Annotated in this window: 27 protein-coding genes; 13 read left to right on the top strand and 14 right to left on the bottom strand. The window is 70.4% G+C overall.

The features are described from left to right. The first annotated feature begins 105 nt into the window (after positions 1-105). Positions 106-1,710, top strand: a complete 1,605-nt coding sequence (locus AC07AG_RS01215; RefSeq protein WP_478750612.1) for an alpha/beta hydrolase — start codon at positions 106-108, stop codon at positions 1,708-1,710. Between the two features lie 106 nt (positions 1,711-1,816). On the opposite strand, the gene AC07AG_RS01220 is transcribed toward AC07AG_RS01215, so the two are convergent. Both AC07AG_RS01220 and AC07AG_RS01225 read right to left on the bottom strand, forming a co-directional pair. Continuing rightward, positions 1,817-2,311 carry a YbaK/EbsC family protein gene (locus AC07AG_RS01220; RefSeq protein WP_478750614.1) on the bottom strand — a complete coding sequence of 165 codons (495 nt, stop codon included), beginning with the start codon at positions 2,309-2,311 and terminating at the stop codon, positions 1,817-1,819. A gap of 23 nt (positions 2,312-2,334) precedes the next feature. Continuing rightward, positions 2,335-3,063: a lysophospholipid acyltransferase family protein gene (locus AC07AG_RS01225; RefSeq protein WP_361040388.1), complete on the bottom strand. Its 729-nt coding sequence runs from the start codon at positions 3,061-3,063 to the stop codon at positions 2,335-2,337. A 304-nt stretch (positions 3,064-3,367) separates the two neighbouring features. Here AC07AG_RS01225 and AC07AG_RS01230 point away from each other — a divergent pair, with 304 nt between their 5' ends. Further along, complete coding sequence (locus AC07AG_RS01230; protein ID WP_478750617.1) at positions 3,368-3,787, top strand: SSI family serine proteinase inhibitor; 420 nt, start codon at positions 3,368-3,370, stop codon at positions 3,785-3,787. Positions 3,788-3,827: 40 nt separating this feature from the next. On the opposite strand, the gene AC07AG_RS01235 is transcribed toward AC07AG_RS01230, so the two are convergent. From AC07AG_RS01235 to AC07AG_RS01255, 5 genes are all read right to left on the bottom strand, one after another. Continuing rightward, positions 3,828-3,989 (bottom strand): hypothetical protein, encoded by a 162-nt coding sequence (locus AC07AG_RS01235; RefSeq protein ID WP_453396101.1) that lies wholly within the window; start codon positions 3,987-3,989, stop codon positions 3,828-3,830. 85 nt (positions 3,990-4,074) lie between these two features. Further along, complete coding sequence (locus tag AC07AG_RS01240) at positions 4,075-5,025, bottom strand: cytochrome c oxidase assembly protein (protein ID WP_478750618.1); 951 nt, start codon at positions 5,023-5,025, stop codon at positions 4,075-4,077. Positions 5,026-5,140: 115 nt separating this feature from the next. Then, positions 5,141-6,166 carry a 6-phosphofructokinase gene (locus AC07AG_RS01245; RefSeq protein WP_478750620.1) on the bottom strand — a complete coding sequence of 342 codons (1,026 nt, stop codon included), beginning with the start codon at positions 6,164-6,166 and terminating at the stop codon, positions 5,141-5,143. A 143-nt stretch (positions 6,167-6,309) separates the two neighbouring features. Further along, complete coding sequence (locus tag AC07AG_RS01250; protein ID WP_249585951.1) at positions 6,310-7,038, bottom strand: type 1 glutamine amidotransferase; 729 nt, start codon at positions 7,036-7,038, stop codon at positions 6,310-6,312. A gap of 40 nt (positions 7,039-7,078) precedes the next feature. Continuing rightward, positions 7,079-8,317 carry a MurT ligase domain-containing protein gene (locus AC07AG_RS01255; RefSeq protein ID WP_249585950.1) on the bottom strand — a complete coding sequence of 413 codons (1,239 nt, stop codon included), beginning with the start codon at positions 8,315-8,317 and terminating at the stop codon, positions 7,079-7,081. A 142-nt stretch (positions 8,318-8,459) separates the two neighbouring features. Here AC07AG_RS01255 and def point away from each other — a divergent pair, with 142 nt between their 5' ends. Then, the gene (def, locus tag AC07AG_RS01260) at positions 8,460-8,999 is read left to right on the top strand and encodes a peptide deformylase (RefSeq protein ID WP_478750623.1); all 540 of its coding nucleotides are present in this window, start codon (positions 8,460-8,462) and stop codon (positions 8,997-8,999) included. A 38-nt stretch (positions 9,000-9,037) separates the two neighbouring features. Here the strand turns inward: def and AC07AG_RS01265 are convergent, their stop codons facing one another. Beyond that, positions 9,038-9,685: a TetR/AcrR family transcriptional regulator gene (locus AC07AG_RS01265; RefSeq protein WP_478750625.1), complete on the bottom strand. Its 648-nt coding sequence runs from the start codon at positions 9,683-9,685 to the stop codon at positions 9,038-9,040. A gap of 167 nt (positions 9,686-9,852) precedes the next feature. Between AC07AG_RS01265 and AC07AG_RS01270 the strand changes: the two genes are divergently transcribed. The 4 genes from AC07AG_RS01270 to AC07AG_RS01285 all read left to right on the top strand — a co-directional run bounded on the left by AC07AG_RS01270 (position 9,853) and on the right by AC07AG_RS01285 (position 13,710). Continuing rightward, positions 9,853-11,079 (top strand): acyl-CoA dehydrogenase family protein, encoded by a 1,227-nt coding sequence (locus AC07AG_RS01270; protein ID WP_249585947.1) that lies wholly within the window; start codon positions 9,853-9,855, stop codon positions 11,077-11,079. Positions 11,080-11,229: 150 nt separating this feature from the next. Then, a complete protein-coding gene (locus AC07AG_RS01275; protein WP_478750627.1) occupies positions 11,230-11,673 on the top strand; it encodes a MarR family winged helix-turn-helix transcriptional regulator in 444 nt (147 codons plus the stop codon). Further along, a complete protein-coding gene (locus AC07AG_RS01280) occupies positions 11,670-13,067 on the top strand; it encodes an MFS transporter (protein WP_478750629.1) in 1,398 nt (465 codons plus the stop codon). The genes AC07AG_RS01275 and AC07AG_RS01280 overlap by 4 nt, the downstream gene beginning before the upstream one ends. A gap of 94 nt (positions 13,068-13,161) precedes the next feature. After that, positions 13,162-13,710 carry an isochorismatase family protein gene (locus AC07AG_RS01285; protein WP_478750631.1) on the top strand — a complete coding sequence of 183 codons (549 nt, stop codon included), beginning with the start codon at positions 13,162-13,164 and terminating at the stop codon, positions 13,708-13,710. Between the two features lie 62 nt (positions 13,711-13,772). Here AC07AG_RS01285 and AC07AG_RS01290 read toward each other — a convergent pair whose 3' ends face one another. The 4 genes from AC07AG_RS01290 to AC07AG_RS01305 form a co-directional block, all read right to left on the bottom strand. Continuing rightward, a complete protein-coding gene (locus AC07AG_RS01290) occupies positions 13,773-14,570 on the bottom strand; it encodes a GNAT family N-acetyltransferase (RefSeq protein WP_478750633.1) in 798 nt (265 codons plus the stop codon). Between the two features lie 67 nt (positions 14,571-14,637). After that, the gene (locus tag AC07AG_RS01295) at positions 14,638-15,678 is read right to left on the bottom strand and encodes a 3-oxoacyl-[acyl-carrier-protein] synthase III C-terminal domain-containing protein (protein WP_478750635.1); all 1,041 of its coding nucleotides are present in this window, start codon (positions 15,676-15,678) and stop codon (positions 14,638-14,640) included. A 107-nt stretch (positions 15,679-15,785) separates the two neighbouring features. Further along, positions 15,786-16,607: an MmyB family transcriptional regulator gene (locus AC07AG_RS01300; RefSeq protein WP_249585792.1), complete on the bottom strand. Its 822-nt coding sequence runs from the start codon at positions 16,605-16,607 to the stop codon at positions 15,786-15,788. 432 nt (positions 16,608-17,039) lie between these two features. After that, positions 17,040-17,951 (bottom strand): Gfo/Idh/MocA family protein, encoded by a 912-nt coding sequence (locus tag AC07AG_RS01305; protein WP_478750637.1) that lies wholly within the window; start codon positions 17,949-17,951, stop codon positions 17,040-17,042. A gap of 222 nt (positions 17,952-18,173) precedes the next feature. On the opposite strand from AC07AG_RS01305, the gene AC07AG_RS01310 reads away from it, so the two are divergent. The 3 genes from AC07AG_RS01310 to AC07AG_RS01320 all read left to right on the top strand — a co-directional run bounded on the left by AC07AG_RS01310 (position 18,174) and on the right by AC07AG_RS01320 (position 20,860). Further along, on the top strand, positions 18,174-19,652 hold the full coding sequence (locus tag AC07AG_RS01310; RefSeq protein ID WP_478750639.1) for an MFS transporter: 1,479 nt from the start codon (positions 18,174-18,176) through the stop codon (positions 19,650-19,652). A 22-nt stretch (positions 19,653-19,674) separates the two neighbouring features. Then, positions 19,675-20,316 carry a TetR/AcrR family transcriptional regulator gene (locus AC07AG_RS01315; RefSeq protein WP_478752162.1) on the top strand — a complete coding sequence of 214 codons (642 nt, stop codon included), beginning with the start codon at positions 19,675-19,677 and terminating at the stop codon, positions 20,314-20,316. Positions 20,317-20,413: 97 nt separating this feature from the next. Then, entirely contained in the window at positions 20,414-20,860 is a 447-nt protein-coding gene (locus tag AC07AG_RS01320; RefSeq protein WP_478750641.1) for a cupin domain-containing protein, read from the top strand. On the opposite strand, the gene AC07AG_RS01325 is transcribed toward AC07AG_RS01320, so the two are convergent. Next, on the bottom strand, positions 20,833-21,795 hold the full coding sequence (locus AC07AG_RS01325) for a DMT family transporter (RefSeq protein WP_478750643.1): 963 nt from the start codon (positions 21,793-21,795) through the stop codon (positions 20,833-20,835). The genes AC07AG_RS01320 and AC07AG_RS01325 overlap by 28 nt on opposite strands. A gap of 191 nt (positions 21,796-21,986) precedes the next feature. Here AC07AG_RS01325 and AC07AG_RS01330 point away from each other — a divergent pair, with 191 nt between their 5' ends. Beyond that, entirely contained in the window at positions 21,987-22,562 is a 576-nt protein-coding gene (locus AC07AG_RS01330; protein WP_478752164.1) for a TetR/AcrR family transcriptional regulator, read from the top strand. A gap of 176 nt (positions 22,563-22,738) precedes the next feature. After that, entirely contained in the window at positions 22,739-24,580 is a 1,842-nt protein-coding gene (gene asnB, locus AC07AG_RS01335) for an asparagine synthase (glutamine-hydrolyzing) (RefSeq protein ID WP_478750645.1), read from the top strand. 3 nt (positions 24,581-24,583) lie between these two features. Here the strand turns inward: asnB and AC07AG_RS01340 are convergent, their stop codons facing one another. After that, entirely contained in the window at positions 24,584-24,913 is a 330-nt protein-coding gene (locus tag AC07AG_RS01340) for a plasmid mobilization protein (protein ID WP_478750647.1), read from the bottom strand. A gap of 347 nt (positions 24,914-25,260) precedes the next feature. Here AC07AG_RS01340 and AC07AG_RS01345 point away from each other — a divergent pair, with 347 nt between their 5' ends. Continuing rightward, a complete protein-coding gene (locus AC07AG_RS01345; protein WP_478750649.1) occupies positions 25,261-26,064 on the top strand; it encodes an ABC transporter ATP-binding protein in 804 nt (267 codons plus the stop codon). Positions 26,065-26,067 lie beyond the last annotated feature (3 nt).

The raw sequence follows: 26,067 nt of genomic DNA on the forward strand, positions 1-26,067 counted from the left end.
TTGGTAAAGAAACCCCTGCTCCGTCTGTCGCACTGAACCCTCCGACCGACAGGATCCTCCTACTGTTCGAAAATCGACAGGTAAATCGACAGGGGGAGGAACCAGTTGAGACGCACCACAGCATTCGGCGCAGCCGGCACGCTGATCACGGGCTCGCTCATAGCGGGCGCGATCTTGGCGCCCGTCGCCAGTGCCGATGCCCGCCGGAGCGGCGGCAGCGCTGACGCCCGTCAGCGCACCAGCGCCGAGGCACGCGGTGTCGCGCTCGCGGCGCAGCGCGCCGCCAAGGCCGGCATCGACTGGCAGGCATGCCCTGCCGACTGGGGCCTGGACAAGGCGATCAAGTGCGGCTGGGTCACCGTCCCGCTCGACTACGCCAAGCCCAACGGCAAGAAGATCAAGCTCGCCGTGGACCGCATCGGCAACACCGGGACGAAGAAGGAGCGCCAGGGCGCTCTTCTCTACAACCCGGGCGGCCCCGGCGCCTCCGGCCTCCGCTTCCCCAACCGCGTGGTCACCAAGGCACCACTCTGGGAGAAGACGGCGAAGGCGTACGACTTCGTCGGCTTCGAGCCGCGCGGTGTCGGTCACTCGGCGCCCATCTCCTGTGTGGACCCGCAGGAGTTCGTCAAGGCACCCAAGCTCGACCCGGTGCCGGACTCCGAGGCGGACAAGCGCGCCCAGCGCAAGCTCGCCGCCGAGTACGCGGACGGCTGCGCCGAGCGCAGCGGCGAGATGCTGCCGCACATGACGACGCCGAACACCGCACGCGACCTGGACGTCATCCGGGCCGCGCTCGGCGAGAAGAAGCTGAACTTCCTCGGCGTCTCCTACGGCACCTACCTCGGCGCGGTCTACGGGACGCTGTTCCCGTCGCACGTGCGCCGGATGGTCGTCGACTCGGTGGTCAACCCGTCGAAGAAGAAGATCTGGTACGAGGCCAACCTCGACCAGGACGTCGCCTTCGAGATCCGTCTCAAGGACTGGATGAAGTGGGTCGCCAAGTACGACGCCACCTTCCACCTCGGGGACACCGCGGGGAAGGTCGCCAAGAACTGGGACAAGCTCCGCGCCGCCGCGAAGAAGGAGCCCCTGGGCGGAGTGGTCGGCCCCGCCGAGCTCATCGCCTACTTCCAGAGCGCTCCGTACTACGACTCCGCCTGGGTGGAGATCGCGACGAACTTCAGCAAGTACGTCGCCGGTGACGCCAAGCCGCTGATCGAGGCAGCCAGCCCCGACCTGTCGGACACCGCGGGCAACATCGCGTCGGAGAACGGCAACGCCGTCTACACGGCCGTCGAGTGCGCGGACGCCAAGTGGCCCACCAGCTGGAAGAAGTGGGACCGCGACAACACCCGCATCCACCGCGACAACCCGTTCATGACGTGGTCCAACGCCTGGATGAACCTGCCCTGCGCCACCTGGAAGAGCAAGCAGCACGAGCCGGTCGAGGTCAAGACCGGCAAGGGCCTGCCGCCCGTCCTCATCGCGCAGTCGACCCGCGACGCGGCCACCCCGTACGAGGGTGCCGTCGAGCTGCACAAGCGGTTCAAGGGCTCGCGTCTGATCACGGAGAAGGACGCCGGCTCGCACGGCATCACGAACCTGGTCAACCCGTGCCTCAACGACCGTGTCGAGGCCTACCTGCTGACCGGCAAGCTGGACAGCAAGGACGTGACGTGCGCGCCGCACGCCACGCCCAAGCCGTAGCCTTCGGCAGCTAGGCAGCTAGGCAGCTAGGCAGCTAGGCAGCTAGGTAGCCAGGCAACCAGGCAGCTGAGCAAGGGGCGACCGGGGCCTCCCGGTCGCCCCTTCGCTATGCCGCTTCCTGCGCGATCGCGGCCCTGCGCGGCTCGGCGATCGCCTCGTAGTCCGCGGTCCGCAGCGCCAGCGAACGGTCAAGGCGCGCCGCGTTGAAGAACAGCTCGTCGTGGGCGAGCAGCGCCGGATCCACGACCAGTTCGAGCTCGGGGTCGAAGGAGAACGGCAGGATCGTGCCGCTCACGCTGCCCGCGAGCCGCTCGGCCGCCTCCTGCGTGGCGAACCCCGCATACGTGCCGCCCAGGAGCTGCTTGACCGCGTTCAGGTCGACGCGGCGGTCACCGGGCACCACCGCGAGGACGTACCGCTTCGTCTTCTTGCCGATCTTCACCATCACCACGATGCACTTGGCGGCCTGCTGGAGGGTGTTGCCCCGCAGCGCGCTCACCGCCTCCGTGGCCCCCTCCTCCGCGTGCTCGATGACGCGGTACGTCGCGCCGCGCTCCTCGAGCAGCCCGATCAGCTTGGTGTACAGGTTGTGTTCGCTCATGTGCAGGACCGTACGTCAGGACGTCAACTGAGCGGCATCCGGGGGAATTTCCGCCTGCTCGCGGCGGCGGCCCGCTCGGCCTCCTCCGCCTTCACGACCGCGGCGTACTTGTCGACGTACTCCTGCCCCGAGAGCCCGAGGATCGCGTACATGATCTCGTCCGTGACCGCGCGCAGGACCGCCTTCTCGTTCTCCATGCCCGCGTAGCGCGAGAAGTCCAGCGGTGCGCCGAAGCGGATGGACACCTTCTGGAAGTTCGGCATCTTCTGTCCCGGCGGCTGCGCCTCGAACGTGCCGATCATCGCGCACGGGATCACCGGCACCTGTGCCTTGAGCGCCATCGCGGCGACGCCGACCTTGCCCTTGTAGAGGCGGCCGTCGTGCGAGCGCGTGCCCTCCGGATAGATGCCGAGCAGCTCCCCCTTGCGCAGCACGCCGAGCCCCTCGCGGATCGCGGCCTGGCCCGCCTCCTTGCCGGTGCGGTCCACCGGGATCTGCCCGGCGCTGTGGAAGAACGCGGCCGTGAGGCGGCCCCTGACGCCGGGGCCCGTGAAGTACTCGGCCTTCGCGAGGAAGGTGATCCGCCGCTTGATGATGGCGGGCATCAGGAAGTGGTCCGAGAACGAGAGGTGGTTGCCCGCCACGATCGCCGCGCCGGATTCCGGTATGTGCTCGAGCCCCTCGATGCGCGGCCGGAACATGAGCCGCAGCAGCGGCCCCAGGACGACGTACTTGAGCAGGTAGTAGAACACCCGTTGCTCCTTGACGTAGGTGGACCGGCCTGGGTGCTGCGTCGTCGCAGGTCACGGGTCCTCGCGCAGCGGTCAGTTTAGGTGCGACATCCGTACGGGAGAAGGGAGCGAAGCCGGGTGGACCCGGTCCCCGGGCCGAAAGGAACCGCAGGAACGGCAGTCAGGACGCCATCCGGGCCCCGCTCGGGCCTCGTACGGGTGAGCGCCCGGCGTGTCACCCGGGTGGGCGGCGCGTGCGGGGGTGGCCTGGCGTCTCTCCGACGCAGCTCTCCGACGCAGCACGTCACCGTCCCAGGAGGTCCTCATGAGGTCTCGTCCCACGTCCCGCCTGCGCCCGGTCGCGGCCACCGCCGTCGCGCTGATCTCCCTGGCCGCGGCCGCGCCCGCCCACGCGGCAGAAGGGACGGCGCCCCCTAAGCGGTCGAGCGGCGTCTTCCTCACCGTCACCGGTCAGGACAACGCCTGGGTCCGCGGCGTGCTCCTGGACTGCGTGACCCGGCAGCCCGGACACCACCCGCACGCGGCCGAGGCCTGCGCGGCGATCGACAAGGCGCGCGGTGACTTCGACGCCCTGCCCGCGAAGTCGGGGATCTGCACCAAGCAGTACGCGCCGGTCACCGTGAGCGCGACGGGGGTCCACCGCGGCAAGCCGGTGAGCTGGAACAAGACGTACGGCAACGCCTGCGAGATGGGGTACGCGACGGGCGCCGTCTTCCGCTTCTGACAGGCCCGACGCGGTCCCCGGTGCCATCGCGCGGCGCCCCTCAGGGGGTGCTGCGCGAGAGCACCATCGCCAGTGTGAGCATCCCGATGACGACCCAGCCGAACCACAGCCAGCCGTTGCTTCCGAGTGCGACCGAGTACGCGGTCACCGCGACCAAGCCTCCGATGGTGAATACACCCATCGTCTTCGTAGAATCAGGCATCGCCCTGCCTCCTCCCGGCAGCCCCGGCGCCTCGACGCCGAAACCGCGGCCTGAGACCATCCTGACCCGCGAAGACCCTTCGCCGCTAGCGGCCGCGCGCGGCCAGTGATGCCAGATAGGCGTTGTACGCCTCCAGCTCCTTGTCACCGTCACGGTCCGCGGCCCGGTCCGTACGCCGTGCCTGGCGCTGTTCGGAGCGGTACCACTGGAAGAGCAGCGCGAGCAGCACCAGCACCGAGGGCACCTCGCTGAACGCCCAGGCGATGCCGCCCGCGGCGGTCTGATCGGCGAGTGCGTCGATGTTCAGGGAGCCGGGCGGGTTCTTGTACGTGCCGACCATCGGCTCGGAGGCCATCATCAGCGCGATGCCGAAGAACGCGTGGAAGGGCATGCCCGCGAACAGCTCCAGCATCCGCATGATGTAGCCGGGCCGGTGCGGACCCGGGTCGACGCCCATGATCGGCCAGAAGAAGACCAGGCCGACCGCCAGGAAGTGCACCATCATCCCGATGTGGCCCACCTTGGACCCCATCAGGGTGTCGAAGATCGGGGTGAAGTACAGCGCGTACAGACTCGCGATGAACAGCGGGATGGTGAACGCGGGGTGCGTGATGATCCGCATGTAGCGGCTCTGCAGGACCCACAGCAGCCACTCGCGCGGGCCCTTGTGGCCGCGGGCCGCGACCGGCAGCGCGCGCAGGGCCAGGGTGATGGGGGCGCCCATCAGGATCAGGATCGGCGAGAGCATGCTGATGACCATGTGCTGCACCATGTGCACGCTGAACATGACCATGCCGTAGTCGTTCAGCTTGGTGCACATCACGAGCAGGATGGTCAGGACGCCCGCCACGAAGGAGATCGTGCGGCCGACCGGCCACTTGTCACCGCGCCGCAGGAGCCGGACCACGCCCCAGCCGTAGAGCGCGAGGGCCACCAGGCAGCCGATGAGGAAGAAGGGGTCGGCCGAGAGTTCGAGCCCGCGCCCCAGCGTGAACGGCGGCAGATCCATGTTCATGCCGTGCCCGCTGTGATCCATCCAGTGGCTCCTGATTCGTGCGGTTGTGCGCTGTGTGTCCGCACCAGACTAGAACGGCCCCCGGACGCCGACGCGTCCGGGGGCCGTTCGTTCAGCCTTGAAACAGGGCCTGGCTCTAGAGCACGCACTCCGCCTCGGCGTAGCGCTCGTCCGGCACCGTCTTCAGCGTCTCGACGGCCTCGGCGAGCGGCACCATGGTGATGTCCGTGCCGTGCAGCGCCGTCATCTTGCCGAACTCGCCGCGGTGCACGGCCTCCACGGCGTGCCAGCCGAAGCGGGTGGCGAGCACGCGGTCGTACGCGGTGGGGGTGCCGCCGCGCTGGACGTGCCCGAGGATCACCGGGCGCGCCTCCTTGCCCAGGCGCTCCTCCAGTTCGATGGAGAGCTGGCGTGCGATGCCGGCGAACCGCTCGTGGCCGTACATGTCCTTGACGCCCTCGGCGAACTCCATCGAGCCCTCACGGGGCTTGGCGCCCTCGGCGGCCACGACGATCGCGAACTTCTTGCCCGCGGAGAAGCGTTCGCCGACCTTCCGCGTCAGCTCCTCGATGTCGAAGGGCCGCTCCGGAACGACGATCGCGTGCGCGCCCGCGGCCATGCCCGAGTGCAGCGCGATCCATCCGGTGTGCCGGCCCATGACCTCGACGATCAGGACCCGCTGGTGCGACTCGGCGGTCGTCTTGAGGCGGTCGAGGGCTTCGGTCGCCACGCCGACCGCGGTGTCGAAGCCGAAGGTGACGTCGGTGACCGCGATGTCGTTGTCGATCGTCTTGGGCACCCCGACGATCGGCAGACCCGCGTCCGACAGGAGCCGGGCGGCCTTCAGGGTGCCTTCGCCGCCGATCGGGATGACCGCGTCGAGGCCCAGGTCGGCGAGGTGGCCCTTGGCCCGCTCGACGCCGTCGCGCAGATGCGCGGGCTGGACCCGGGACGAGCCCAGAATCGTTCCGCCACGCGCCAGAATGCCGCCCACCGCGTCCAGGTCGAGCTTGCGGTAGTCGCATTCGAGCAGGCCACGCCAGCCGTCGTGGAAGCCGATGACCTCGTCGCCGTGGTCGACGACGGCGCGGTGCACGACCGAACGGATGACGGCATTCAGACCGGGGCAGTCGCCGCCGGAGGTGAGGACACCAATGCGCATAGCCCGGGAAACCTTTGCAACGTGGGCCGAAGTCCGGACCACGTCGTCCGGCTGGAACCCCGCCACCCTATAGGCGTCAGGGGGCGGGGCCGCACCGGGCGTCCGACTGCTGGACGGTGCCGCTCACCTGTGCGGCAAAGGCTTCAGGCGGGCTGCTGCGCCGCGTTCATGCGCTCGGCGCGCAGCGCCTCGTACCAGCGGTCGTCCGTCGGCGGCAGCGCGTTCACGTCGAGGGCCAGCTTCAGGAGCAGGTCCGCGATCAGCGGGTTGCGGGCGAGGACGGGACCGTGCATGTACGTGCCGAAGACGGTGCCGTTGTACGCGCCCTCGGTGCCGTCACCCGTGCCGTTGCCCCGGCCCAGCGAGACGCGGGCGAACGGGCGGGCGGACGGGCCGATGTGCGTGATGCCCTGGTGGTTCTCGAAGCCGGTCAGCGGGGGCAGGCCCAGCTGCGGGTCGATGTCGCCCAGGACGTCGCCGACGCACCGGTCGCCCTCGCCGCGGGTGGAGATCACGTCGAGCAGGCCGAGGCCCGGCTCGCGCTGGCCGAGGTCGTTGATGAACTCCTGGCCCAGGATCTGGTAGCCCGCGCACACCGAGAAGACGATCGCGCCGTTGCCGACGGCCCGCTGCAGACCGCCGTCGCGGCGCAGCCGCTCGGCCGCCAGGCGCTGCGGGCGGTCCTCGCCGCCGCCGATCAGGTAGATGTCGCCGGAGGTGGGCACCGGCTGGTCGCTGCGCACGTCGTAGCGCTCGACCTGGAGGCCGCGCTGGTGGGCGCGGCGCTCCACGACCAGGGCGTTGCCCTGGTCTCCGTACGTGCTGAGCAGGTCGGGGTAGACCCACACCAGCCGCAGGCTGTTGTCGCTCATGCTCATTCGTCCCTACGAGGGTCTAGAGGGTCCGGTGGGGTCAGTTGCCGACGCGGCGGCGCAGGTCCTGGAACGCGGTGTAGTTCGCGATCGTCTCGATCCGTCCGGGCGGCGCCAGCTGCACGGCCTCGTCGAGGGACTCGCAGACCCGGAAGTCCAGGCCCGCGACCTCAAGACGCACGGCGAGGTCCAGCTTGCGGTCGCCGAGCACGAAGATCGGGTGACCGGCGAGCCGGGTGTAGTCGACGTCCCACAGCCAGGAGGTGTCGGTGCCGTCGGCGCCACGGGCGTTCACGGAGAGCACCACCGGGGTGGGCGGCGGGTCGATCAGCGAGAACGTCTCGAGCCAGCCCGCGGGGTTCTTCGCGAGCAGCAGCCGCAGATCGCGGCCCTGGAACTGCACGACGTCATAGCGCCCGGCGACGGCCTGCACCTGGTACATCCGCTCCAGGGCGACCTGCGGCGGCACGCCGAAGACGGCGGCGACGGCGGCCGACGTGGTCGCGTTCGCCTTGTTCGCCCGGCCCGGCAGCTGCAGATGGATCGGCCAGGCCGAGCCGTGCGGGTCGAGGACGTGGTCACCGGAGAGCACCCAGCTGGGCGCGGGGCGGCGGAAGCCGCACTCGCCGCAGAACCAGTCGTCCCCGGGACGCTGCATCACACCGCCGCAGGAGGGGCACGACCAGGCGTCGTCCTTCCACTCCTGGCCCGCGGCCACCCACACCACGTTCGGCGACGAGGAAGCGGCCCAGACGACCAGCGGGTCGTCCGCGTTGGCGATCACGACCGCCTTGGAGCCCGCCAGGCCCTCGCGCCAGGCCTCCGCCATCATGCGGGTCTCCGCGGCGCGGTCCAGCTGGTCGCGCGAGAGGTTGAGCAGCGCGATCGCCTTCGGCTCCACGTCACGGGCGACACCGGCGAGGTACTTCTCGTCGACCTCGATCACGCCGAATCTGGCGTCCGAACCGCCCGCGAGGGCCGAGGTGATTCCCGCCGGCATGTTCGCGCCCAGCGCGTTCGACACCACGGGCCCGCTGGCGCGCAGCGCCTCCGCGAGCAGCCGGGTCGTGGTCGTCTTGCCGTTCGTGGCGGAGACGAGCACCACGTCCAGGTGCGTGGCGAGTCGCCCGAGCAGGTCGGGGTCGAGCTTGAGTGAGACGCGGCCGCCGATCACCGATCCGCTGCCGCGGCCCGCCGCGCGCGACACCGCCGCGGCCGCCTTGCCCGCCGTCACGGCCAGCTTGGCCCGCGGCGACAGCGGGTCCGTGTTGCCTGCCATCAGTTCTGGATCCTCCTTGCGTACGGCGCCGCGTCTGCCCCCGGCAACGCGATGAACCTCAGCCTATCGAGATCCATTGTCAAGGCCGAACCGCGGCACCACCCCGACCCCGGGGCTTTCCAAGGACCGTACCCTTGCGGCCATGCGAAGCGGCTTGATCCCGGGCGCCTCAGGGCGCGTACGACCCCTGACCCTGCTCGGTGATCCCGTGCTGCACAAGGCCTGTGAGGAGGTCACCGACTTCGGCCCCGAACTGGCCCGGCTCATCGAGGACATGTACGCCACGATGTACGCGGCCCAGGGCGTGGGCCTGGCGGCCAACCAGATCGGCGTGAACCGGCGGGTCTTCGTGTACGACTGCCCGGACGACGACGATGTGCGCCATCTCGGGTACGTGGTGAACCCGCGCCTCGTGGAGGCGGACGGCATCAGCGTGCGCGGCCCGGAGGGCTGTCTCTCGCTGCCGGGCCTCGAGGCGAGCACGCCGCGCTTCGACCACGCCGTGGTGCAGGGGGTCGACGCGCACGGTGAGCCGGTGCGGGTGCACGGGACCGGCTGGTTCGCGCGCTGTCTGCAGCACGAGTGCGACCACCTGGAGGGCGGCGTCTACACCGATCACGTCACGGGCTGGCGGCGGCGCAGGGTCCTGCGGGCCGCCGCCAAGGCGCCCTGGAACAGCTGACTTTCAAGGTTCCGGGAGCGGTTTTCCGGAGGGGCGGTTCAGAAGCCGGGGCCGCCGACGCGGTCACCCGCCGCGGCGAGCCGTCCCCACAGCAGATCGGCCAGGCTGCTCACCAAATCCGCGCGCGAGCACGGCCGTTCGCCGAGCCACCAGTCGCCGGCCGCGTGCATCATGCCGACGATGCCGTGCCCCCACACGCGTGCGAGCTGCGCGCTGCCGGGACCGAGGTCGATCCGCTCCTCGATGACCTGCGCGAGCTCCTCGCCCATGCGGCGGAGGACGGGGGCGGAGTGCAGCCCCACGTCGAAGCCGCCCTCACCGGGTGCGGCGCCGTCCGAGGGGTGCATGAGGAAGCGGTAGACCTGCGGGCGGGCCTCGATCGCCGCGAGGTAGGTGTCAAGGGTCCGCTCGACGCGCTCCCTGCGCTCGGCCGGGGCGTCCAGGGCGGCGCGCAGCGATTCCAGGAGCGCGTCGGTGTGCCGCTTGGCGAGCGCGGCGTACAGTCCGCCCTTGTCGCCGAAGTGCCGGTAGAGGATCGGCTTGGTGATGCCCGCCTCGGCGGCGATGGCGTTCATCGAGGCGCCGGGCCCGTCACGAAGCACCACCCGGTCCGCGGCCTCGAGCAGCTCGCGCCGCCGACGCTCGGCGGACCGCTGCTGATCGGTCTGCTGTGTGGTGGTCTCCATAGCGTTTCTCTCCCCGCCCGTGCGATTGCGCCCCGCACGCGCAACGTAACACCCCGCGCGGTGCGCCCATCGAACGGGCGGCCGGGAGTTGACATCGGCTACCGGCCGGTAACAGACTCCAGTTACCGCAAGTAACGTACGTCTTCACCGCAGGTCCTGGAGGGGTCATGGCCGAGTTCACCATGGAGCTCAACGACGAACAGAAGGAGGTCCGGGACTGGCTCCACGGGTTCGCCGCTGATGTGATCCGTCCGGCGGCCGCCGAGTGGGACGAGCGCGAGGAGACCCCGTGGCCGATCATCCAGGAGGCCTCGAAGCTCGGGATCTACTCCCTGGACTTCTACGCCCAGCAGTTCTTCGACCCCACCGGCCTCGGCATCCCGATGGCGACCGAGGAGATCTTCTGGGGTGACGCGGGCATCGGCCTGTCCATCATGGGCACGGGCCTGGCCGCCGTCGGCGTCCTCGCCAACGGCACCGAGGAGCAGATCGGCACCTGGATCCCCCAGATGTACGGCGACGTGAACGACGTCAAGGTCGCCGCTTTCTGTTCCTCCGAGCCCGACGCGGGCTCGGACGTGGCGGCGATGCGCACCCGCGCCGTCTACGACGCGGCCAAGGACGAGTGGGTCCTCAACGGCACGAAGACCTGGGCGACCAACGGCGGCATAGCCAACGTCCACGTCGTCGTCGCGGTCGTCGACGCGGAGCTCGGTTCCAAGGGCCACGCCTCCTTCATCGTCCCGCCGAACACCCCCGGCCTCTCCCAGGGCCAGAAGTTCAAGAAGCACGGCATCCGCGCCTCGCACACCGCCGAGGTCGTCCTGGAGGACGTGCGCGTTCCCGGTCACTGCCTGCTGGGCGGCAAGGAGAAGCTCGACGAGCGCCTCGCCCGCGCCCGGGAGCGCGCCAAGACCGGCGGCGAGCGCGTGAAGAACGCCGCGATGGCCACCTTCGAGGCGTCCCGCCCGGCCGTCGGCGCCATGGCCGTGGGCACGGCGCGCGCCGCGTACGAAGAGGCCCTGGAGTACGCCAAGACGCGTACGCAGTTCGGTCGCCCGATCATCGACAACCAGGGCATCGCCTTCCAGCTCGCCGACATGCGTACGCAGATCGACGCGGCCCGTCTGCTCGTCTGGCGCGCCTCGTGGATGGCAAGCACCGGCAAGAAGTTCGAGTCGGCCGAGGGCTCCATGTCGAAGCTCTACGCGAGCGAGGTCGCCAAGAAGGTCACCGCGCAGGCGGTGCAGATCCTCGGCGGCAACGGCTTCACGCGCGAGTACCCGGTGGAGCGCATGCACCGTGACGCCGCGATCTACACGATCTTCGAGGGTACGAGCGAGATCCAGCGTCTGGTGATCGCGCGTACGTTGTCGGGGATGCCGATCCGCTAGTAACGCGTGTCGCCCGTGACGCACCGCCCCTGTCGCTCCCGCGGCAGGGGCGGTTTTCATGTGCGGCCCCTGCCGACGGCTCTCGCCCTCCCCGGGGAGATAGGTAGGCAGACTTGCAAGGTTACCTGTCTATCTCGTACGGTGGCGTACATGAGCGCACCCTCTGACGACTCGGATCCCGAGCGGATCGCCGCCGATCTGTCGAACGTCGTCCGGCGGCTCGTGCGGCGCCTGCGCGCCGTGACACCGGCGACCGGACTCAGCCCCACGCAGCGTTCCGTGCTCGCCCGCCTCGACCACGCGGGCCCGGCCACCACCGCGGGCCTGGCCCGCGAGGAGCTCGTGCGGCCCCAGTCCATGCGCCTGACCGTGGGCGCGCTGGAGGAGATGGGGCTCGTCGCGCGGGCCCCCGATCCCGACGACGGGCGGCAGTCCGTCGTCTCCGTGACCGATCAGGGGCATCGCACCCTCACGGAGATGCGGGCCGCCAAGCACGACTGGCTTTCGACGGCCCTTGCCGACGGACTCGACCCGGCCGAGCGACGCCAACTGGCCGATGCCATCGTGCTGTTGGAGCGGTTGGTGCAGAAGTGAGGACGGAGCAGGACGCCCCGGCCCGCCCGGCGGCGGGCGGGCGTCCCGCCTTCGGGGCACGGCTCACGGCACCCCTCCTGCTCGGCTCGCTGCTCAACCCGCTCAACACCACGATGATCTCCACCGCCCTGGTGGCGATCGGGCACGACTTCGGGATCGGTGCCGCCGACACCGTCTGGCTCGTGTCCGTGCTCTACCTCGCGAGCGCCGTCTCCCAGCCGGTGCTCGGCAAACTCGCCGACACCATCGGGCCGCGCCGGGTATTCCTCGGCGGGCTCGTGGTCGTCGTCGCCTCCGGACTCGTCGGCACGCTCGCCCCGGGCTTCGGCTGGCTGCTCGTCTCCCGGCTGCTCCTGGGCATCGGCACCTCCGCCGCCTACCCCGCCGCCATGGCCGTCCTGCGCGACGAATCACGCAGGCTCGGCAGCCCGACCCCGCGCACCGTGCTCGGCAGGCTCTCCTTCGCCGCGCTCGGCAGCGCGGCGATCGGACCGACACTCGGCGGACTCCTCGTCGCGACCGCCGGATGGCGCGCCATCTTCGCCGTCAACGTCCCCGTCGCACTTCTCGCGTACGGCGCCGCGCTCCGCTGGATACCCAAGGACCCGCCGCGCGGGGAACGGCCGGGCAAGGGCGCGGCGGGCGGCCTCGACCCGCTCGGCACCCTGCTCTTCAGCGGTGCGCTGACCTGCCTCGTCGTCTTCCTGCTCGACCTGGCGCACCCCCTGTGGTGGCTGCTCGCTCCCGTGGCGGCGCTGAGCGCCGTGCTCACCTGGTGGCAGCTGCGCCATCCGCACCCCTTCATCGACCTGCGCATGCTCGGCCGCAACCACGCGCTCGCCCGCACCTATCTGCGGCACGGCCTGAGCTACCTCGTCGTGTACTGCGTGATGTACGGCTTCACCCAGTGGCTGGAGGAGGCGCGCGGCCTCTCGTCCCTCCACACCGGGCTCGTCATGCTCCCCATGTCCCTTGCCGCGCTGGCCTGTTCACTGCTCGGCGCCCGCACGAAGGGCCTCCGTGCCCCGCTGGGCATCGCCTCCGTCCTCCTGGTCGTGGGCGGCGCGCTGCTCTTCTTCACCTCGGGCGGCACGCCGCTCGCCGTGCTCCTCCTGGCCGGCGCCTGCTTCGGCATCCCGCAGGGCCTGATGGGCACCAGCAACCAAGCAGCCGTGCAGAGCTTCGCCCCGGCCGACGCGATCGGCTCCGCCGCCGGGCTCCAGCGCACGGCCCAGTACATCGGCGCCATCGCCGCGTCCGGCCTGATCGGCCTCGCCTACGGGCAGCGGGCCGACGACGCCGGACTGCACCTGATGGCCGCCGTGGGCACCGTCCTCGCGCTCGCCCTGGTCGCCCTGACCCTCACGGACCGGGCCCTGCGCGCCCGCCCCTGACCAACTCACGGACCGGGTCTCGCACCCGCCGTACCTGCCCCACTCCCGACTCTCCAGCCCCCCCCCACCCACGCAAGAAAGAGAGAACCGAACCATGACTGCCACCGCCCTGGACCCCACCACGGCCCTCGTCCTCGTCGACCTCCAGAAGGGCATCACTGCCCTGCCCACGGCCCACCCCGCCGCGGAGATCGTCGAACGGTCCGCCCGCCTCGCCGACGCCTTCCGCGAGCGCGGTCTGCCCGTCGTCCTCGTCCGGGTCACCGGCGGCGCACCCGGCCGCACCGAAGGCCCCGCCCGCAGCGGCGAGGTGCCCGCGGACTGGGCGGACCTGGTCCCCGAACTCGGCCGCCAGGACAGCGACATCGTCGTCACCAAGCAGCAGTGGGGCGCCTTCTACGGCACCGACCTCGACCTCCAGCTGCGCCGCCGCGGTGTCACCCAGGTCGTGGTCGCCGGCATCGCGACGAGCATCGGTGTCGAGTCGACGGCCCGCGCGGCACACGAGCACGGCTACCACGTCACGGTCGCCGTCGACGCGGTGACCGACATGGACGCCGACGCGCACGTCAACAGCGTCGAGAAGATCTTCCCGAGGCTCGGCGAGACGGACACGGCGGAGGCGATCGCGAAGCTGCTGTAGGCGGCTGTACAGCGTGTACACGTCTCTACGGCGCGTACACGTCTCCACGGCGTTGCACGTCCCTACGGCGCGTATACGTACGGCGTCGTCACACTCAGCGGCACGAACCCGAGGCGCTGGAGGATCGGGCGGCTGTCGGCGGAGGCGTCCACCTGGAGGTAGCGGTAGCCGCGTTCGGCGGCGATGCGGGCGCGGTGGGCGATCAGGGCCCGGTAGATGCCCTTGCCCCGCCACTGCGGCGCGGTGCCGCCGCCCCAGAGGCCGGCGAAGTCGGTGCCCGGACAGAACTCCATCCGCGCCGAGCTGACCGGCTCGTCGCCCGCCATCGCGACCACCGCGACGATGGCGTCCGGGGTCTCGGTCAGCTGGGTCAGGACCCGCTTGGCGAGGCGTTCGCCGAGTCCCGAGCCGTCCTCGCCGAACGCCACATCGTGGGCGTCCGCCATCAGTCGCACGCCGGACGCGTCCGTCACCGGGAGCAGGCGTACTCCTTCGGGCAGTTCGGGCAGTTCGGGCTGTGTGGGCAGGTCGGCGACCTCGGCCACCATCACGGTCTCCGGCGGCTCGGGGACGAAGCCCGCCGCCCGCAGCCGGTCGGCGAGGTCGGCGGGGCGGTCGTGGGAGTGCAGCTTCCACTCGAACTCGCGGCCGAGAGAGGTGAAGTGGCGCACCTGCTCGGCGATGACGGCATCCGCCGTGGTCGCGTCGACGTCCGCCCAGTGGACGCCGTTCCAGTCGTGCTCTGCCCCGGTCTGCCGGACGACGACTCCGGCTCGTTCGATGCGCGCGCCGGGGCTGTCCGTGCGGGCATCACGCCGGAGCTGCCGGTCGTACGCCGCGAGTACCGCTTCATGGTCCATGCGGGCACTTCAGCAGGGGCGGTGGGGTGCGGCAAGCGAATTAGCGAGGGCGGCGGCGTGCTGCCGGTCATACCTGCCAGTGGCAGCGGAGCCCTGCGGTGACGAAGCCCGGGCCGAAGGCCACGGCGGCGCCGTGCGAACCGTCGGCAGGCGGGGCGGCGTGAGTGCGTTCGAGCACGCGGAAGATGCTGGCAGCGCCCATGTTGCCCTCATCAGTAAGCGTGTCCACGGAGTGGCGAGTTCCGTCGGCATCGAGGCCGAGTGCCTGCGCGGTGTCAGAGATGATGCGATGGCTTCCAGGGTGAATCACTGCGAAGTCGACCGCCTGCGGCCCGAGCCAGTCCACGAGGGACGGGAGGGTGGCGGCAGCCGTGGACGGCGCCTGCTTGGTGGAATCGAAATGCATCCCGGAGGCGTCGAGTCGGCCCCGGTACCGATCGAGGCTGTCGGGCAGCGTGTACTCAAAACTGTCCTCGATGGCCAAGCCGGAGGTCAGCGGAGCACCGGTGACGACGACGGCGCCCGCGGCGTCCGCGAACAGCGCCTTGTAGATCATCGATTCCATGGTGGTGGCGGAGTGGTTGTACGAGGTGGAGAGGACTTCTGCCGCCACGACCAGGACCTTGCTGTCCGGACGAGCGGCGACGAGGTCCGACGCTCGGATGAGGCTCTGGACGCCCCCGGCACAGGCAATGGTCGTCAGCGCGACGCGGCGCACCGTGGGGCGCAGGCCGAGCCGGGCGATGAGGTGCACGTCGAGGTTGGGGACGGCCCACCCGGTGGAGTGCGTGGTGACGATTGCGTCGATGTCTTGCGCCGTCAGCCCGGCCGCATCGAGGGCTGCGGTGGCAGCCTGCTCGGACATCGCGACGGCATCGTCGAATGCGGCCTGTGTGCGCTCGTGGACATCGGCCGTTCCGGAGACGGTGGGGGAGGCGAGGGGGCGGGTGAAATGGCGGGTGCGTACACCGCAGTTGCCCACGACACGCAGGATCGCGGTGAGCCGCGGGTGCTCGTTGTGGTGGGAGCGTATGTCGTCGACTATCTCGTCGGTGGTGACTTTGTGCGAACCGAACACAGTTCTAGGACTGGAGACGAAGGCAGGCACGGTTGCTCCCACGAGGCTAGGGCAGGCTGGGTGCCGTTCAACGTACTCGACGGGGGTGAATCCGCACCCCTCTTGCCTCGCCGAGAGACGGCCCTGCTGCCCCACCTTCAGTTGGCCCGCAGTACCGGCGCCCGTGTGTGGTTGCGTTGAACGCCCGCCTTGAATATCAGGATGAACAACCTCGAACCGGGCGCCGCCATGGGTTGTGCCGCGCAGATGGACACCCAGCCCGGTCCTTGTTCCGCGTGCCTCAGCGGGCGCTCGTGCCCGTCAGGGTGGATCAGGGCGCCGTCGACCTCGTACAGGGTGGCCATCTCGGGGTCGGTGAGGACCTCTTTCTCGATCTGGCGGAGGATCTCGTCGTCGGGCCGGGCCGTGAGCGCGGCGCGCAGCTGCGGCAGAACCATGGGCGCCCACGAGTTGCGCCAGTCCGTCAGTGATTCACGGCCGTTGCGGTCGAGGAGCATCCATCGCATGGTGTTGCTCGGAACGTTGCCCTGGGCGAACAGGGCGGCGAAGGCGTCGTTGTACGCGAGCAACTCCCAGGACGCGTCGGTGACATAGGCCATGTGGCTGATGCCGTCCACGGCCTCCTGCCACACGCCGGCTATCTCCTTGCCGGATGACGAATACAGGGGGCCGGGTGGCTCCTGAGCCAACGCGTACCGGCACAGAGAAGCCCACTCCTGCTCGTTCAAGCCGAACAGCCGCGCCACGTCCCGCAGGAACGCGGTCGGCGGATTGGGGTAACTGCCCGACTCCAGGCGGTGATACGTCCCGATGGCCCGGTGCAGCAGCTGGTCGACCTGGTGCTGGGAGAGGCCGCGGGCCCGTCGCCCCTGGCCCGTGGGGCGGCTGAAGCCGTGCGATTCGGGGGCAATGAGGGCGCGTCGTTCGCGGAGCAGAGCGCGGAGCGCCGTCTTGTTCATGGTGGGTAATCCCTCTTGGTACACGCCGAGTTGAGCATCAGCAGTCTAAATATTCTCACCAGCTTTGGTAGTAAAGATTGCCCGAAGAAAAACGATCAGTCGATGCTGCATCATGGACGGAGCGGGACCACCGACCTGCGAGTTCCATCGTCGGTGGGCACGCGGACACAAGTGTGGGGCATCTTGACCGGGGAGCTTGAAATTGGCTGAAATTCCTCGGCGTTGGGTACCCCCTAGGCCCATTGGGTCGCTGTGGGAAGAGTATGGATCGGTTGTTCGTATTCCGATGCGTGTGGTCGGAAACGTCGCACTCGGGACGTACGACGCATGACTTCCCGCATCGGTTCCTGGGCCCACTGGCTGCGGCCGGTGCCGTCACTCGCCATTACGTAGCGGCCACGGTACCGGCCGCCCGCGGTTGTCCCGGGCGGTTCAGTGAGCCGGCGGGCCATCGGCTCGTCCGGCGGGAAGCTGTTCCTCGGCCTGGGCCAGGACCTCCGTCACGCGCAGTCCGAATCGCACGTCGCAGGCGTGCGGCCGTCCCGACCGCACCGAATCGACGAGCGCGTCGACCGCCGAGCCGAACGCGTCGAGCGCCCCGCCCCCCGACGGCATGAGCGCCGTTCCCGCCTCGCCGCGCAGCTCCACCGTCACCCCCGAAGCCTTCGTCGGCGTGGTCAGGCTCAGTGTCGCCGTGCTCGAAGCCCCGCCGTCGTGACGCAGGATCAGATGGACCAGGTCCGCCTGGCCCGCCGCCGCCGTCACCTCCGTGACATCGCCGAGCACCGGCATCAGGACGGACAGGGCGTGCGGGCCGACGTCCCACAGGCCGCCCCGCTGCGCCCGCCACGGCGAGGAGAACGGGCTGGTCCCGTCCGGTGAGTAGAACGAGCCGTACCAGTCGGCGCGCCCCGTGAACCAGCCCTCCGTCGCCGCCTGCTCCGACACCCAGGCCGACGTCGGCCCCGCGAAGCGCAGCGTGAAGAAGACCACCGACGCGACCCGGGCCGCTTCGGCCGCCGCCGCGAGGTCATGTGCCGCGGCCACCGTCGTCGCCACCGGCTTGTCAAGGAGCAGATGGCAGCCCGCCGCCGCGGCCCGTGCGGCCAGCGGTGCCTGCACGTCCGGCGGCACGGCGAACGCCACGGCGTCGCTCGCGGCGAACAGCTCGTCCACGTCCGCGTATGCCGTGGTCGCGTGCGCCGACGCCAGCGCGGCCGCCGCGTCGGGCCGGCGACCCCATGCGCCGCTGAACTCCACTTCCGGGTGCGCGGCGAGCGCAGGAGCGTGCGTGGACGAGGCCCAGGGACCCGTGCCGACCAGTCCAATTCGCAACATCTTCATGGGCCGCATTATGGCTGACTCCATACTGTCGTGGGTGGCGACGGCCCGTGCTCACAAGGCGGTTGGCCGCTCTTCGCTGTTGTGCCCAAGTCGCGGATGGCTTGATCTCGTATACGAACTCGCCGGTAGTGAAAGCCCATTCACCCGCTATGGTGAATTCTCATTCACTTCGTTTCGTCCCCCATTCACTTCTCTGCACTTCGTGTCCGCGCTGGAGTGATCATGAAGCTCGTCCCGATTTCTTCCGCAGATAGCGCAGGCATATGCGCCCGCCTGACGGTCCCGGTCCTGGCCTTCGGCGGCATTCTCATGGCGATCACGCAGACGGTGGTCGTGCCGTTGCTCCCCGATCTGCCCCGCCTGACGGGCAGTTCACCGGGCGCGGTGTCCTGGCTGGTCACCGCCACCCTCCTGGCGGGCGCCGTTCTCACGCCCGTACTGGGCCGGGCGGGCGACATGTACGGCAAGCGCCGGGTGCTGCTCGCCGCGCTCGGCCTGATGACCGTGGGCTCGACGCTGTGTGCGCTCACCTCCGACATCCGGCTGCTGATCGCGGCCCGCGCGCTGCAGGGCGCCGCGGCGGCCGTCGTACCGCTGTCGATCAGCATCCTGCGGGACGAACTCCCGCCGGAGCGCACCGGTTCGGCGGTGGCGCTGATGAGCTCGACGGTCGGGATCGGGGCGGCACTCGGCCTGCCGCTCGCCGCGCTGATCGTGCAGTACGCGGACTGGCACGCCATGTTCTGGGCCACGAGCGCGCTGGGCGCCATCGGACTCGCCCTCGCCTGGTGGACCGTGCGCGAGTCGCCCGTCCGCTCACCCGGACGCTTCGACACGTGGGGTGCGCTGGGTCTCGCCGCCGTGCTGGTCTGTTTGCTGCTCGCGGTGTCGCAGGGCGGTCAGTGGGGGTGGGGCAGTGCGCCCGTGCTCGGCCTGTTCGCCGGTGCCCTCGTCGCCCTGCCCGTGTGGTGCAGACAGCAACTCCGGTCGAAGCAGCCCCTGGTGGACCTGCGTCTGGCCACGGGGCGGCGCGTGGCACTGCCCCACGTGGCGGCGCTGCTCGCCGGGTTCGCCTTCTACGCCAACTCGCTGGTCACCGCCCAGCTGGTGCAGGCGCCGGTCGCCAGCGGCTACGGCCTAGGCCTTTCGATCGTGGCGACGGGGCTCTGTCTGCTGCCCAACGGCGTGATCATGCTGGTGCTCTCGCCCGTGTCGGCCCGTGTGTCCACCGCGTACGGCGCCCGCGTGACGCTGGCCATCGGGGCGGGCGTCATCGCGCTCGGCTATGTCGTGCGCATCGTCGACAGCCGCCACCTGTGGGTGATCGTCCTGGGGGCGGCCGTGGTCTCGGTGGGCACGACGTTCGCGTACTCGGCCCTGCCCACCCTGATCCTGCGGGCGGTGCCCCTCGCGCAGACCGCGTCGGCGAACGGTGTGAACGTCCTGATGCGCACCATCGGGCAGAGCGTGTGCAGCGCGGCGGTCGCCGCCGTGCTCGTGCGGCACACCACCGTGCTCGACGGGGTGCAGGTGCCGACCCTGCCCGGCTACCGGCTGGCCTTCGTCATGGCCGGATCCGTCGCACTTATCGCCTGCGTCGCGGCCATCGCCATACCCTCGGACCCATCGCCGGACGGCCCGCAGCGGACCGCCGGCCGGCCAGGACCCCTGCAGGAGACGGCCCTGGAAGGAAGAAGCTGACGCCTTGAACACCTCTGACGCCATGACCGCAGCGGCCTCCGGCGAGGTGCCGGAACCCGGCGCGGCACGGGAACCCGGAGCGGCACCGGAACCCGGGGCGTGCGCCACCGGACCCGCCCGCCGCGACGCCGAGGCGACGAAGGCCGCCATCATCCGCGCCGCCCGCTATCTTCTGGCCCGGCACGCCCACGCCGACATCACGCTCAGGGCGGTGGCCGAACGGGCCGGTGTGAGCCCGCCGTTGATCCTCAAGTACTTCGGCAACAAGGAAGCGCTCTTCGCCCGCATCATGTCCTTCGAGGCCGACGCCGATGCCCTGCTCGACGCGCCCCTGGCCGCGCTGGGCCGCCACATGGTCCACCACCTGCTGACCGGCCAGGCGGAGCACGGCGCCGACCCCATCCTGCGGATCGTCTTCGCCCCGCTCCACCGTGAACAGGGCGACACTCTGCGCACCAACTTCCGTACGCAGGTGGTGGAGCGGCTCCGCGAGCGCCTCGAAGGGCCGGACGCGGGCGTGCGCGCGGAGCTCGCGGTGGGCACGCTGCTCGGTCTGGGCGTGATGTACGGAATTGCCCGCGGACCGCATGTGCGCGGCACGCCGATCGACGAGATCACCGAGCGGTACGCGCCCACCGTGCAGGCCTTCCTCACCCCGCCGTGAGGGGCACGGGACGGCGAGCGCCGCGAGCCCGTGCCCGACCGCTTCCCCAGCTGCGTATCGTCGACCGAGCCGTCGACTTCCGGAATGGAGAGCACGCATGAGTAACGCGAGCGAACGCCCCGCCCTGGCAAGCGAGTTGGGTATGGAGCCGCACCCCGAAGGCGGCTGGTTCGTCGAGACCTGGGCCTCGGACCACTCCTTCACGCCCCCGGGCTACCCCGGCGCGCGGGCCGCGGCCACCGCCATCTACTTCCTGCTCTGCCCGGGAGAGGAGTCCCGCTGGCACGTGGTGCGCTCCGACGAGATCTGGCTCTGGCACCGCGGCGGTCCGCTGGACCTGCGTCTTGGAGGTGACGGCGAACTCCCCAAGGAGGGCGCGGCGCCGATGCGGCTCGGCCCGGGAGTCGAGCACGGCGAGCGCCCGCAGATCCTGGTGCCGGGCGGTGTGTGGCAGGCGGCGCGCCCGGCCGGTGACGATCCCGTCCTGGTGAGCTGCGTCGTCGCGCCCGGCTTCGACTACGCGGACTTCCGGCTGGCGGACTGACGCGGCGCGGCGGGCGCGGACCGCGCGGCCGTGGACGCGTCCCGCGGCGAGCACGCCACCGTGGCCGCCGGTTCCTTCCCCCGGTGCACGACGGCGACCGCCGCGAGCCCGACCGCGAGGCCCAACGCCGTCTGTACGCCGAAGGGTTCGCCGAACATCAGGGCGCCCCACAGGGCCGTCACCGGAGCCATCAGGAACATGAGCGTGTTGACCTGCGTGACCCCGGAGCGCCGCAGGATCAGCCAGTAGAGCCCGTACCCGCCGAAGGTGGAGAGCGTCACCAGCCAGCTGATCGCCACCCAGAACGACGCCTCTGCCGGCGGCACCGCGGCGCCCGCGCCCACGGCCAGCGCTGTGAAGATGACGGCGCTGGTCACGCAGTGGACCGTCATGGAGACCGCCGGGGCGACCGGGCGGGGGGAGCGGCGGTCCAGGAAGGTCGCCGCGACCAGTGAGAACATCCCGAGGAACGGCACCAGATAGGCCCACCAGGGAGCGTCCGTGCCGCCCGTGGCGTCCGCCGCTGTCACGATGACGACCCCGGTCACGCCGAGCCCGAGACCCACCCACTGCGTGCGCGAGACGTACTGGCCGAGCAGCGGTCCGGCCAGGGCGCCGGCCACCAGCGGCTGGGTGCCGTCGATCAGGGCGGTGGTGCCGCTGGAGACGCCGAGCTGTATCGCGTAGTACACGGTGAGCAGATAGCCGCTCTGCGACAGTGCGCCGACCGCCGCCTGCCGCAGCGCGTCGCGTGCCGTGAGCCCGCGCCAGGACGCCCGCGCCACGGTGAGGGCGACGACGGCGAGCGCGAGGGCCAGCGGCAGGAACCGCCACATCAGGACCGTCACCGCTGACGCGCTCCCGGCGCCCAGTTTGGCCCCGATGAAACCCGAGCTCCAGGTCAGTACGAACGCGATCGAGAGCAGGACGTTCATGGCGATCCTCCGATGGCGGCTGCGGTCCCGACAGGGCCGTCAGGAGCGGACGGTGAAGCAAGCAGAAGTAAACCGATCTGTCTACTCGCTCCTGAGTATACAGATCGGTTTACTATGGAGGCATGGGTGACAGAGTGAGTGAGATCGCGAAGGCCGCCACGGGTTCCGGGAGCGCGCCGCGGAGGATCGCCATGACGCCGGGTGCGCGGCGTGCCCTGGACGCCGCGAGCGCGCTGTTCTACGACCGCGGCATCCATGCCGTCGGTGTGGACCTCATCGCCGCCGAGGCCGGGGTCACCAAGAAGACGCTGTACGACAGGTTCGGCTCCAAGGAGCAGATCGTCGTCGAGTACCTGGCGGCCCGTGACGAGCGGTGGCAGGCCTTCCTCGCTCCGTACGTCGAGGCCGCGACCACCCCGCGGGCCAGGATCCTGGCCGTTTTCGACGCCTCGCGAGACTGGGCCGACACGAACAGCGTGAAGGGGTGCAGCATGGTCAACGCGCACGCCGAGATCAGCGACCCCGCGCACCCCGCCTATCAGGTCATCACCGGCCAGAAGGCCTGGATGCTCGCCCTGTTCACCGGCCTGGCCCGCGATGTCGCTCCCCGGCGGGCGGCGAGGCTCGGCCGGACGCTCATGCTGCTGCACGAGGGCGCCCTGGTCGCGCACGGTCTGCGCATCTTCCCGGACGCGATCGGCCGGGCCCGCGACGACGCGGCGGCGCTGCTGCGTGACGCTCCCCGCGCTGCCCGCGCCGCCGAGTAGAACCGCAGGTGGGAGCCCCCTTGGGGAACTCTTTGCCGTTGGCCGGAATGCGCCGTTCCGTGTTACCGGCTCATTGACCGTACGCAGTCGTAAGGCGCACGCTGACCATATAGCTGCTATCTACACCTAGTTCGCCGGGTGGAAGCGCAGAGGCAGCGTGAAGCAGGAGGTAGCGCATGTGTGGCATTACTGGCTGGGTCTCCTTCGACCGTGACCTGCGGTCCGTCTCCGGCACCTTGGACACGATGACCGAGACGATGTCCTGCCGCGGCCCCGACGACCGCGGCACCTGGATCGAGGGCCCCGCCGGACTCGGGCACCGCAGGCTCGCCATCATCGACCTGCCCGGCGGGCGCCAGCCCATGACCGCGCGCACGCCGCGCGGCACCGTCGCCCTCGTCTACTCGGGGGAGACCTACAACTACACGGAACTGCGCCGCGAACTGACCGGCCGCGGCCACCGGTTCACCACCGACTCCGACACCGAAGTCGTCCTGCGCGGCTATCTGGAGTGGGGCGAGGCGGTCGCCGAACGCCTCAACGGCATGTACGCGTTCGCGGTGTGGGACGGCCGCGACGACAAGCTCGTCATGATCCGCGACCGGATGGGCATCAAGCCCTTCTACTACTACGAGACCCCGGACGGCGTCCTCTTCGGCTCCGAGCCCAAGGCGATCCTCGCCAACCCGCTGGCCCGCGCCCGGGTGACCGCCGACGGTCTGCGGGAGCTCTTCACCTTCGTCAAGACGCCCGGCCACGCCGTGTGGGACGGCATGCACGAGGTCGAGCCCGGGACCGTCGTGACCGTCGACCGCTCCGGTCTGCGCCGGCACGTCTACTGGCGCCTCGAGACCAGGCCGCACCCCGACGGCCGTGAGGAGTCCGTCGCCAAGGTGCGCGAACTCCTCGACGACATCGTGCGCCGCCAGCTCGTCTCGGACGTGCCGCGCTGCACGCTGCTCTCCGGCGGCCTCGACTCCTCGGCGATGACCGCCATCGCCGCACGTCAACTCGGCGAAGCGGGCGAGACCGTACGCAGCTTCGCCGTCGACTTCGTCGGCCAGAGTGAGAACTTCGTCGCCGACGCGCTGCGCTCCACCCCGGACACGCCCTATGTGCACGACGTGGCCAAGGCCTCCGGCACCGATCACCGCGACATCGTCCTCGACTCGCACGCCCTCGCCGACCCCGAGGTCAGGGCCAAGATGATCCGCGCCCGCGACCTGCCCATGGGCTTCGGTGACATGGACGCCTCGCTCTACCTCCTCTTCCGGGCCATCCGGGAGCACTCGACGGTCGCGCTCTCCGGGGAGTCCGCGGACGAAGTCTTCGGCGGCTACCTCCAGTTCTTCGACGAAGAGGCCCGCAACGCCGACACCTTTCCCTGGCTGGTGAAGTTCGCCGAGCACTTCGGTGACGACGCGGACGTCCTGCGCCCGGACCTGACCGCGGCCCTCGACCTTCCCTCGTACATCCAGCGGAGCTACGACACGGCCGTCGCGGGCATCCGACGCCTCGACGGCGAGAGCGACTTCGAGTTCCGGATGCGGAAGATCTCTCATCTGCACCTGACCCGGTTCGTGCGCGTCCTGCTCGACCGCAAGGACCGCGCGAGCATGGCCGTCGGGCTCGAGGTGCGGGTGCCGTTCTGCGACCACCGCCTTGTCGAGTACGTCTACAACGCGCCGTGGTCCCTGAAGTCCTTCGACGGCAGGGAGAAGAGCCTCCTGCGGGAGGCGACGGCGGACGTCCTGCCGCGCTCCGTGTACGACCGCGTGAAGAGCCCCTATCCCTCCACACAGGACCCGAAGTACGCGACCGCCCTCCAGGAGCACGTCAAGGACCTGCTCGCCAAGCCCGACCACCCGGTCTTCGACCTGGTCGACCGTGACCGGGTGGCGCGGGCCGCGGGACGCGACGTACCGCAGATCACGCAGGCGTCCCGGCGTGGCCTCGAACGCACGCTGGACCTTGCGCTCTGGCTCGACCTGTACGAGCCGGAGATCACCTTGACCTGAGCGTCACTGCCCCGAGCAGCTGCGGACCGTCGGCTGCGGTGGGACCCGCTCCTCGTCCGGGGCGGGCTCCACCGTGGCCGCGAGTGTGTCAAGGAAGCGCTGGAGCGCGGGTGCGCCACCGGGGCCCAGGCTCCTGCGGACGGGCGGCACGGCCGCCGGTGTGCCGGAGCCGCGCCGGGAGCCGGGGGTGAGGCAGGGGAGTTCCGTGGCGTCGACGGTCGCGGCCCGGCGTATGAACTCGTCGACCGGCAGGCCGAGTTGGTCCGCGTTGCGCTGGACCGCTTCGTACTCGTCGGGTGTGAACAAGACCTGCACAGGCTTGGCACCGTCCATGAACGCATGATGCCGTCCGGGGGGTGCGCCGCGCGGTGCGGTTGGCATATTCGCGCTCGAAGGCGTGAAACGGAACGGGATGGACATGTCCGGTCGGAAATAGAGGTAGGCCCCGACCGGACGGGGGAATCGCGATCGGGACCTACGTACTGTTCAACGGTGAACCAATAGCCTGTGTTCCCAGGTCGGACCCCTGTTCCTGTGAGCTGCATTACGTGCCGGTCGGTGTCGGGGGGTGTACTTACCGCCACCTCGATCTCGGGTCGTACGCCCAATGTGCCGGGCCCCCGCCGTCCGTAACTTCTGAGGCATGGCGCACCAGGCGCCCGCACGGAAGGGACGTGGCCATGTTTCGTCGAACGAGCGGAGCCGGATCCGCCAGGAGCGCCGAGGCCCTGCGGCTGGTCAAGGTCAGCAAGACCTACGGAGCCGACGAGAGTGCCGTGACCGCGCTCGACGGCGTGACGCTGAGCCTGCCCGCGGGGAGCTTCACCGCGGTGATGGGGCCCTCCGGGTCCGGAAAGTCGACCCTGCTGCAGTGCGCGGCGGGACTCGACAGGCCCGACTCCGGCATCGTCGTGGTGGACGGCGAGGAGATGACGGGCGGCAGCGAGGCCGAGCTGACCAAGTTCCGGCGACAGCGCATCGGCTTCGTCTTCCAGCAGTACAACCTGCTGCCCACCCTCACCGTCGCCCAGAACACGACGCTGCCCCTCAAGCTCGCGCGCCGCAGGATCGACCGGGAAAAGGCCCGCGCCGTCCTCACCCAGGTCGGCCTCGGCGACCGCCTCGGGCACCGCCCCGACCAGCTCTCCGGCGGCCAGCGCCAGCGGGTGGCCATCGCGCGTGCCCTGGTCACCGAGCCGAGCGTGATCTTCGCCGACGAGCCGACCGGCGCCCTGGACACCCGCAGCGCGCGGGACGTCCTGCGGCTGCTCCAGGAGACCGTGCGCGTGCACGGCGGGACGGTGGTGATGGTGACCCACGACCCGGTCGCCGCCTCGTACGCCGACTCCGTGCTGTTCGTCGCGGACGGCCGCCTCGCAGGACACCTGGAGTCCCCGACCGTCGACGCCGTCGCCGAGCGCCTGGCGCACCTGGGTGACGCCGCGGCCGGCGCGCGCTCCGACACGATGCCCCTGGGGGTCTGAGCC

This window comes from Streptomyces sp. NPDC044044, assembly GCF_056434405.1.

What these genes read in the sequence shown, in the direction of transcription:
- AC07AG_RS01220 (WP_478750614.1), bottom strand. Translation starts at nt 2,311, where the DNA reads ATGAGCGAACACAACCTGTACACCAAGCTGATCGGGCTGCTCGAGGAG.
- AC07AG_RS01230 (WP_478750617.1), top strand. Translation starts at nt 3,368, where the DNA reads ATGAGGTCTCGTCCCACGTCCCGCCTGCGCCCGGTCGCGGCCACCGCC.
- AC07AG_RS01235 (WP_453396101.1), bottom strand. Translation starts at nt 3,989, where the DNA reads ATGCCTGATTCTACGAAGACGATGGGTGTATTCACCATCGGAGGCTTG.
- AC07AG_RS01240 (WP_478750618.1), bottom strand. Translation starts at nt 5,025, where the DNA reads ATGGATCACAGCGGGCACGGCATGAACATGGATCTGCCGCCGTTCACG.
- AC07AG_RS01245 (WP_478750620.1), bottom strand. Translation starts at nt 6,166, where the DNA reads ATGCGCATTGGTGTCCTCACCTCCGGCGGCGACTGCCCCGGTCTGAAT.
- AC07AG_RS01250 (WP_249585951.1), bottom strand. Translation starts at nt 7,038, where the DNA reads ATGAGCGACAACAGCCTGCGGCTGGTGTGGGTCTACCCCGACCTGCTC.
- AC07AG_RS01255 (WP_249585950.1), bottom strand. Translation starts at nt 8,317, where the DNA reads ATGGCAGGCAACACGGACCCGCTGTCGCCGCGGGCCAAGCTGGCCGTG.
- def (WP_478750623.1), top strand. Translation starts at nt 8,460, where the DNA reads ATGCGAAGCGGCTTGATCCCGGGCGCCTCAGGGCGCGTACGACCCCTG.
- AC07AG_RS01265 (WP_478750625.1), bottom strand. Translation starts at nt 9,685, where the DNA reads ATGGAGACCACCACACAGCAGACCGATCAGCAGCGGTCCGCCGAGCGT.
- AC07AG_RS01270 (WP_249585947.1), top strand. Translation starts at nt 9,853, where the DNA reads ATGGCCGAGTTCACCATGGAGCTCAACGACGAACAGAAGGAGGTCCGG.
- AC07AG_RS01275 (WP_478750627.1), top strand. Translation starts at nt 11,230, where the DNA reads ATGAGCGCACCCTCTGACGACTCGGATCCCGAGCGGATCGCCGCCGAT.
- AC07AG_RS01285 (WP_478750631.1), top strand. Translation starts at nt 13,162, where the DNA reads ATGACTGCCACCGCCCTGGACCCCACCACGGCCCTCGTCCTCGTCGAC.
- AC07AG_RS01290 (WP_478750633.1), bottom strand. Translation starts at nt 14,570, where the DNA reads ATGGACCATGAAGCGGTACTCGCGGCGTACGACCGGCAGCTCCGGCGT.
- AC07AG_RS01300 (WP_249585792.1), bottom strand. Translation starts at nt 16,607, where the DNA reads ATGAACAAGACGGCGCTCCGCGCTCTGCTCCGCGAACGACGCGCCCTC.
- AC07AG_RS01305 (WP_478750637.1), bottom strand. Translation starts at nt 17,951, where the DNA reads ATGAAGATGTTGCGAATTGGACTGGTCGGCACGGGTCCCTGGGCCTCG.
- AC07AG_RS01310 (WP_478750639.1), top strand. Translation starts at nt 18,174, where the DNA reads ATGAAGCTCGTCCCGATTTCTTCCGCAGATAGCGCAGGCATATGCGCC.
- AC07AG_RS01315 (WP_478752162.1), top strand. Translation starts at nt 19,675, where the DNA reads ATGACCGCAGCGGCCTCCGGCGAGGTGCCGGAACCCGGCGCGGCACGG.
- AC07AG_RS01320 (WP_478750641.1), top strand. Translation starts at nt 20,414, where the DNA reads ATGAGTAACGCGAGCGAACGCCCCGCCCTGGCAAGCGAGTTGGGTATG.
- AC07AG_RS01325 (WP_478750643.1), bottom strand. Translation starts at nt 21,795, where the DNA reads ATGAACGTCCTGCTCTCGATCGCGTTCGTACTGACCTGGAGCTCGGGT.
- AC07AG_RS01330 (WP_478752164.1), top strand. Translation starts at nt 21,987, where the DNA reads ATGACGCCGGGTGCGCGGCGTGCCCTGGACGCCGCGAGCGCGCTGTTC.
- asnB (WP_478750645.1), top strand. Translation starts at nt 22,739, where the DNA reads ATGTGTGGCATTACTGGCTGGGTCTCCTTCGACCGTGACCTGCGGTCC.
- AC07AG_RS01340 (WP_478750647.1), bottom strand. Translation starts at nt 24,913, where the DNA reads ATGGACGGTGCCAAGCCTGTGCAGGTCTTGTTCACACCCGACGAGTAC.
- AC07AG_RS01345 (WP_478750649.1), top strand. Translation starts at nt 25,261, where the DNA reads ATGTTTCGTCGAACGAGCGGAGCCGGATCCGCCAGGAGCGCCGAGGCC.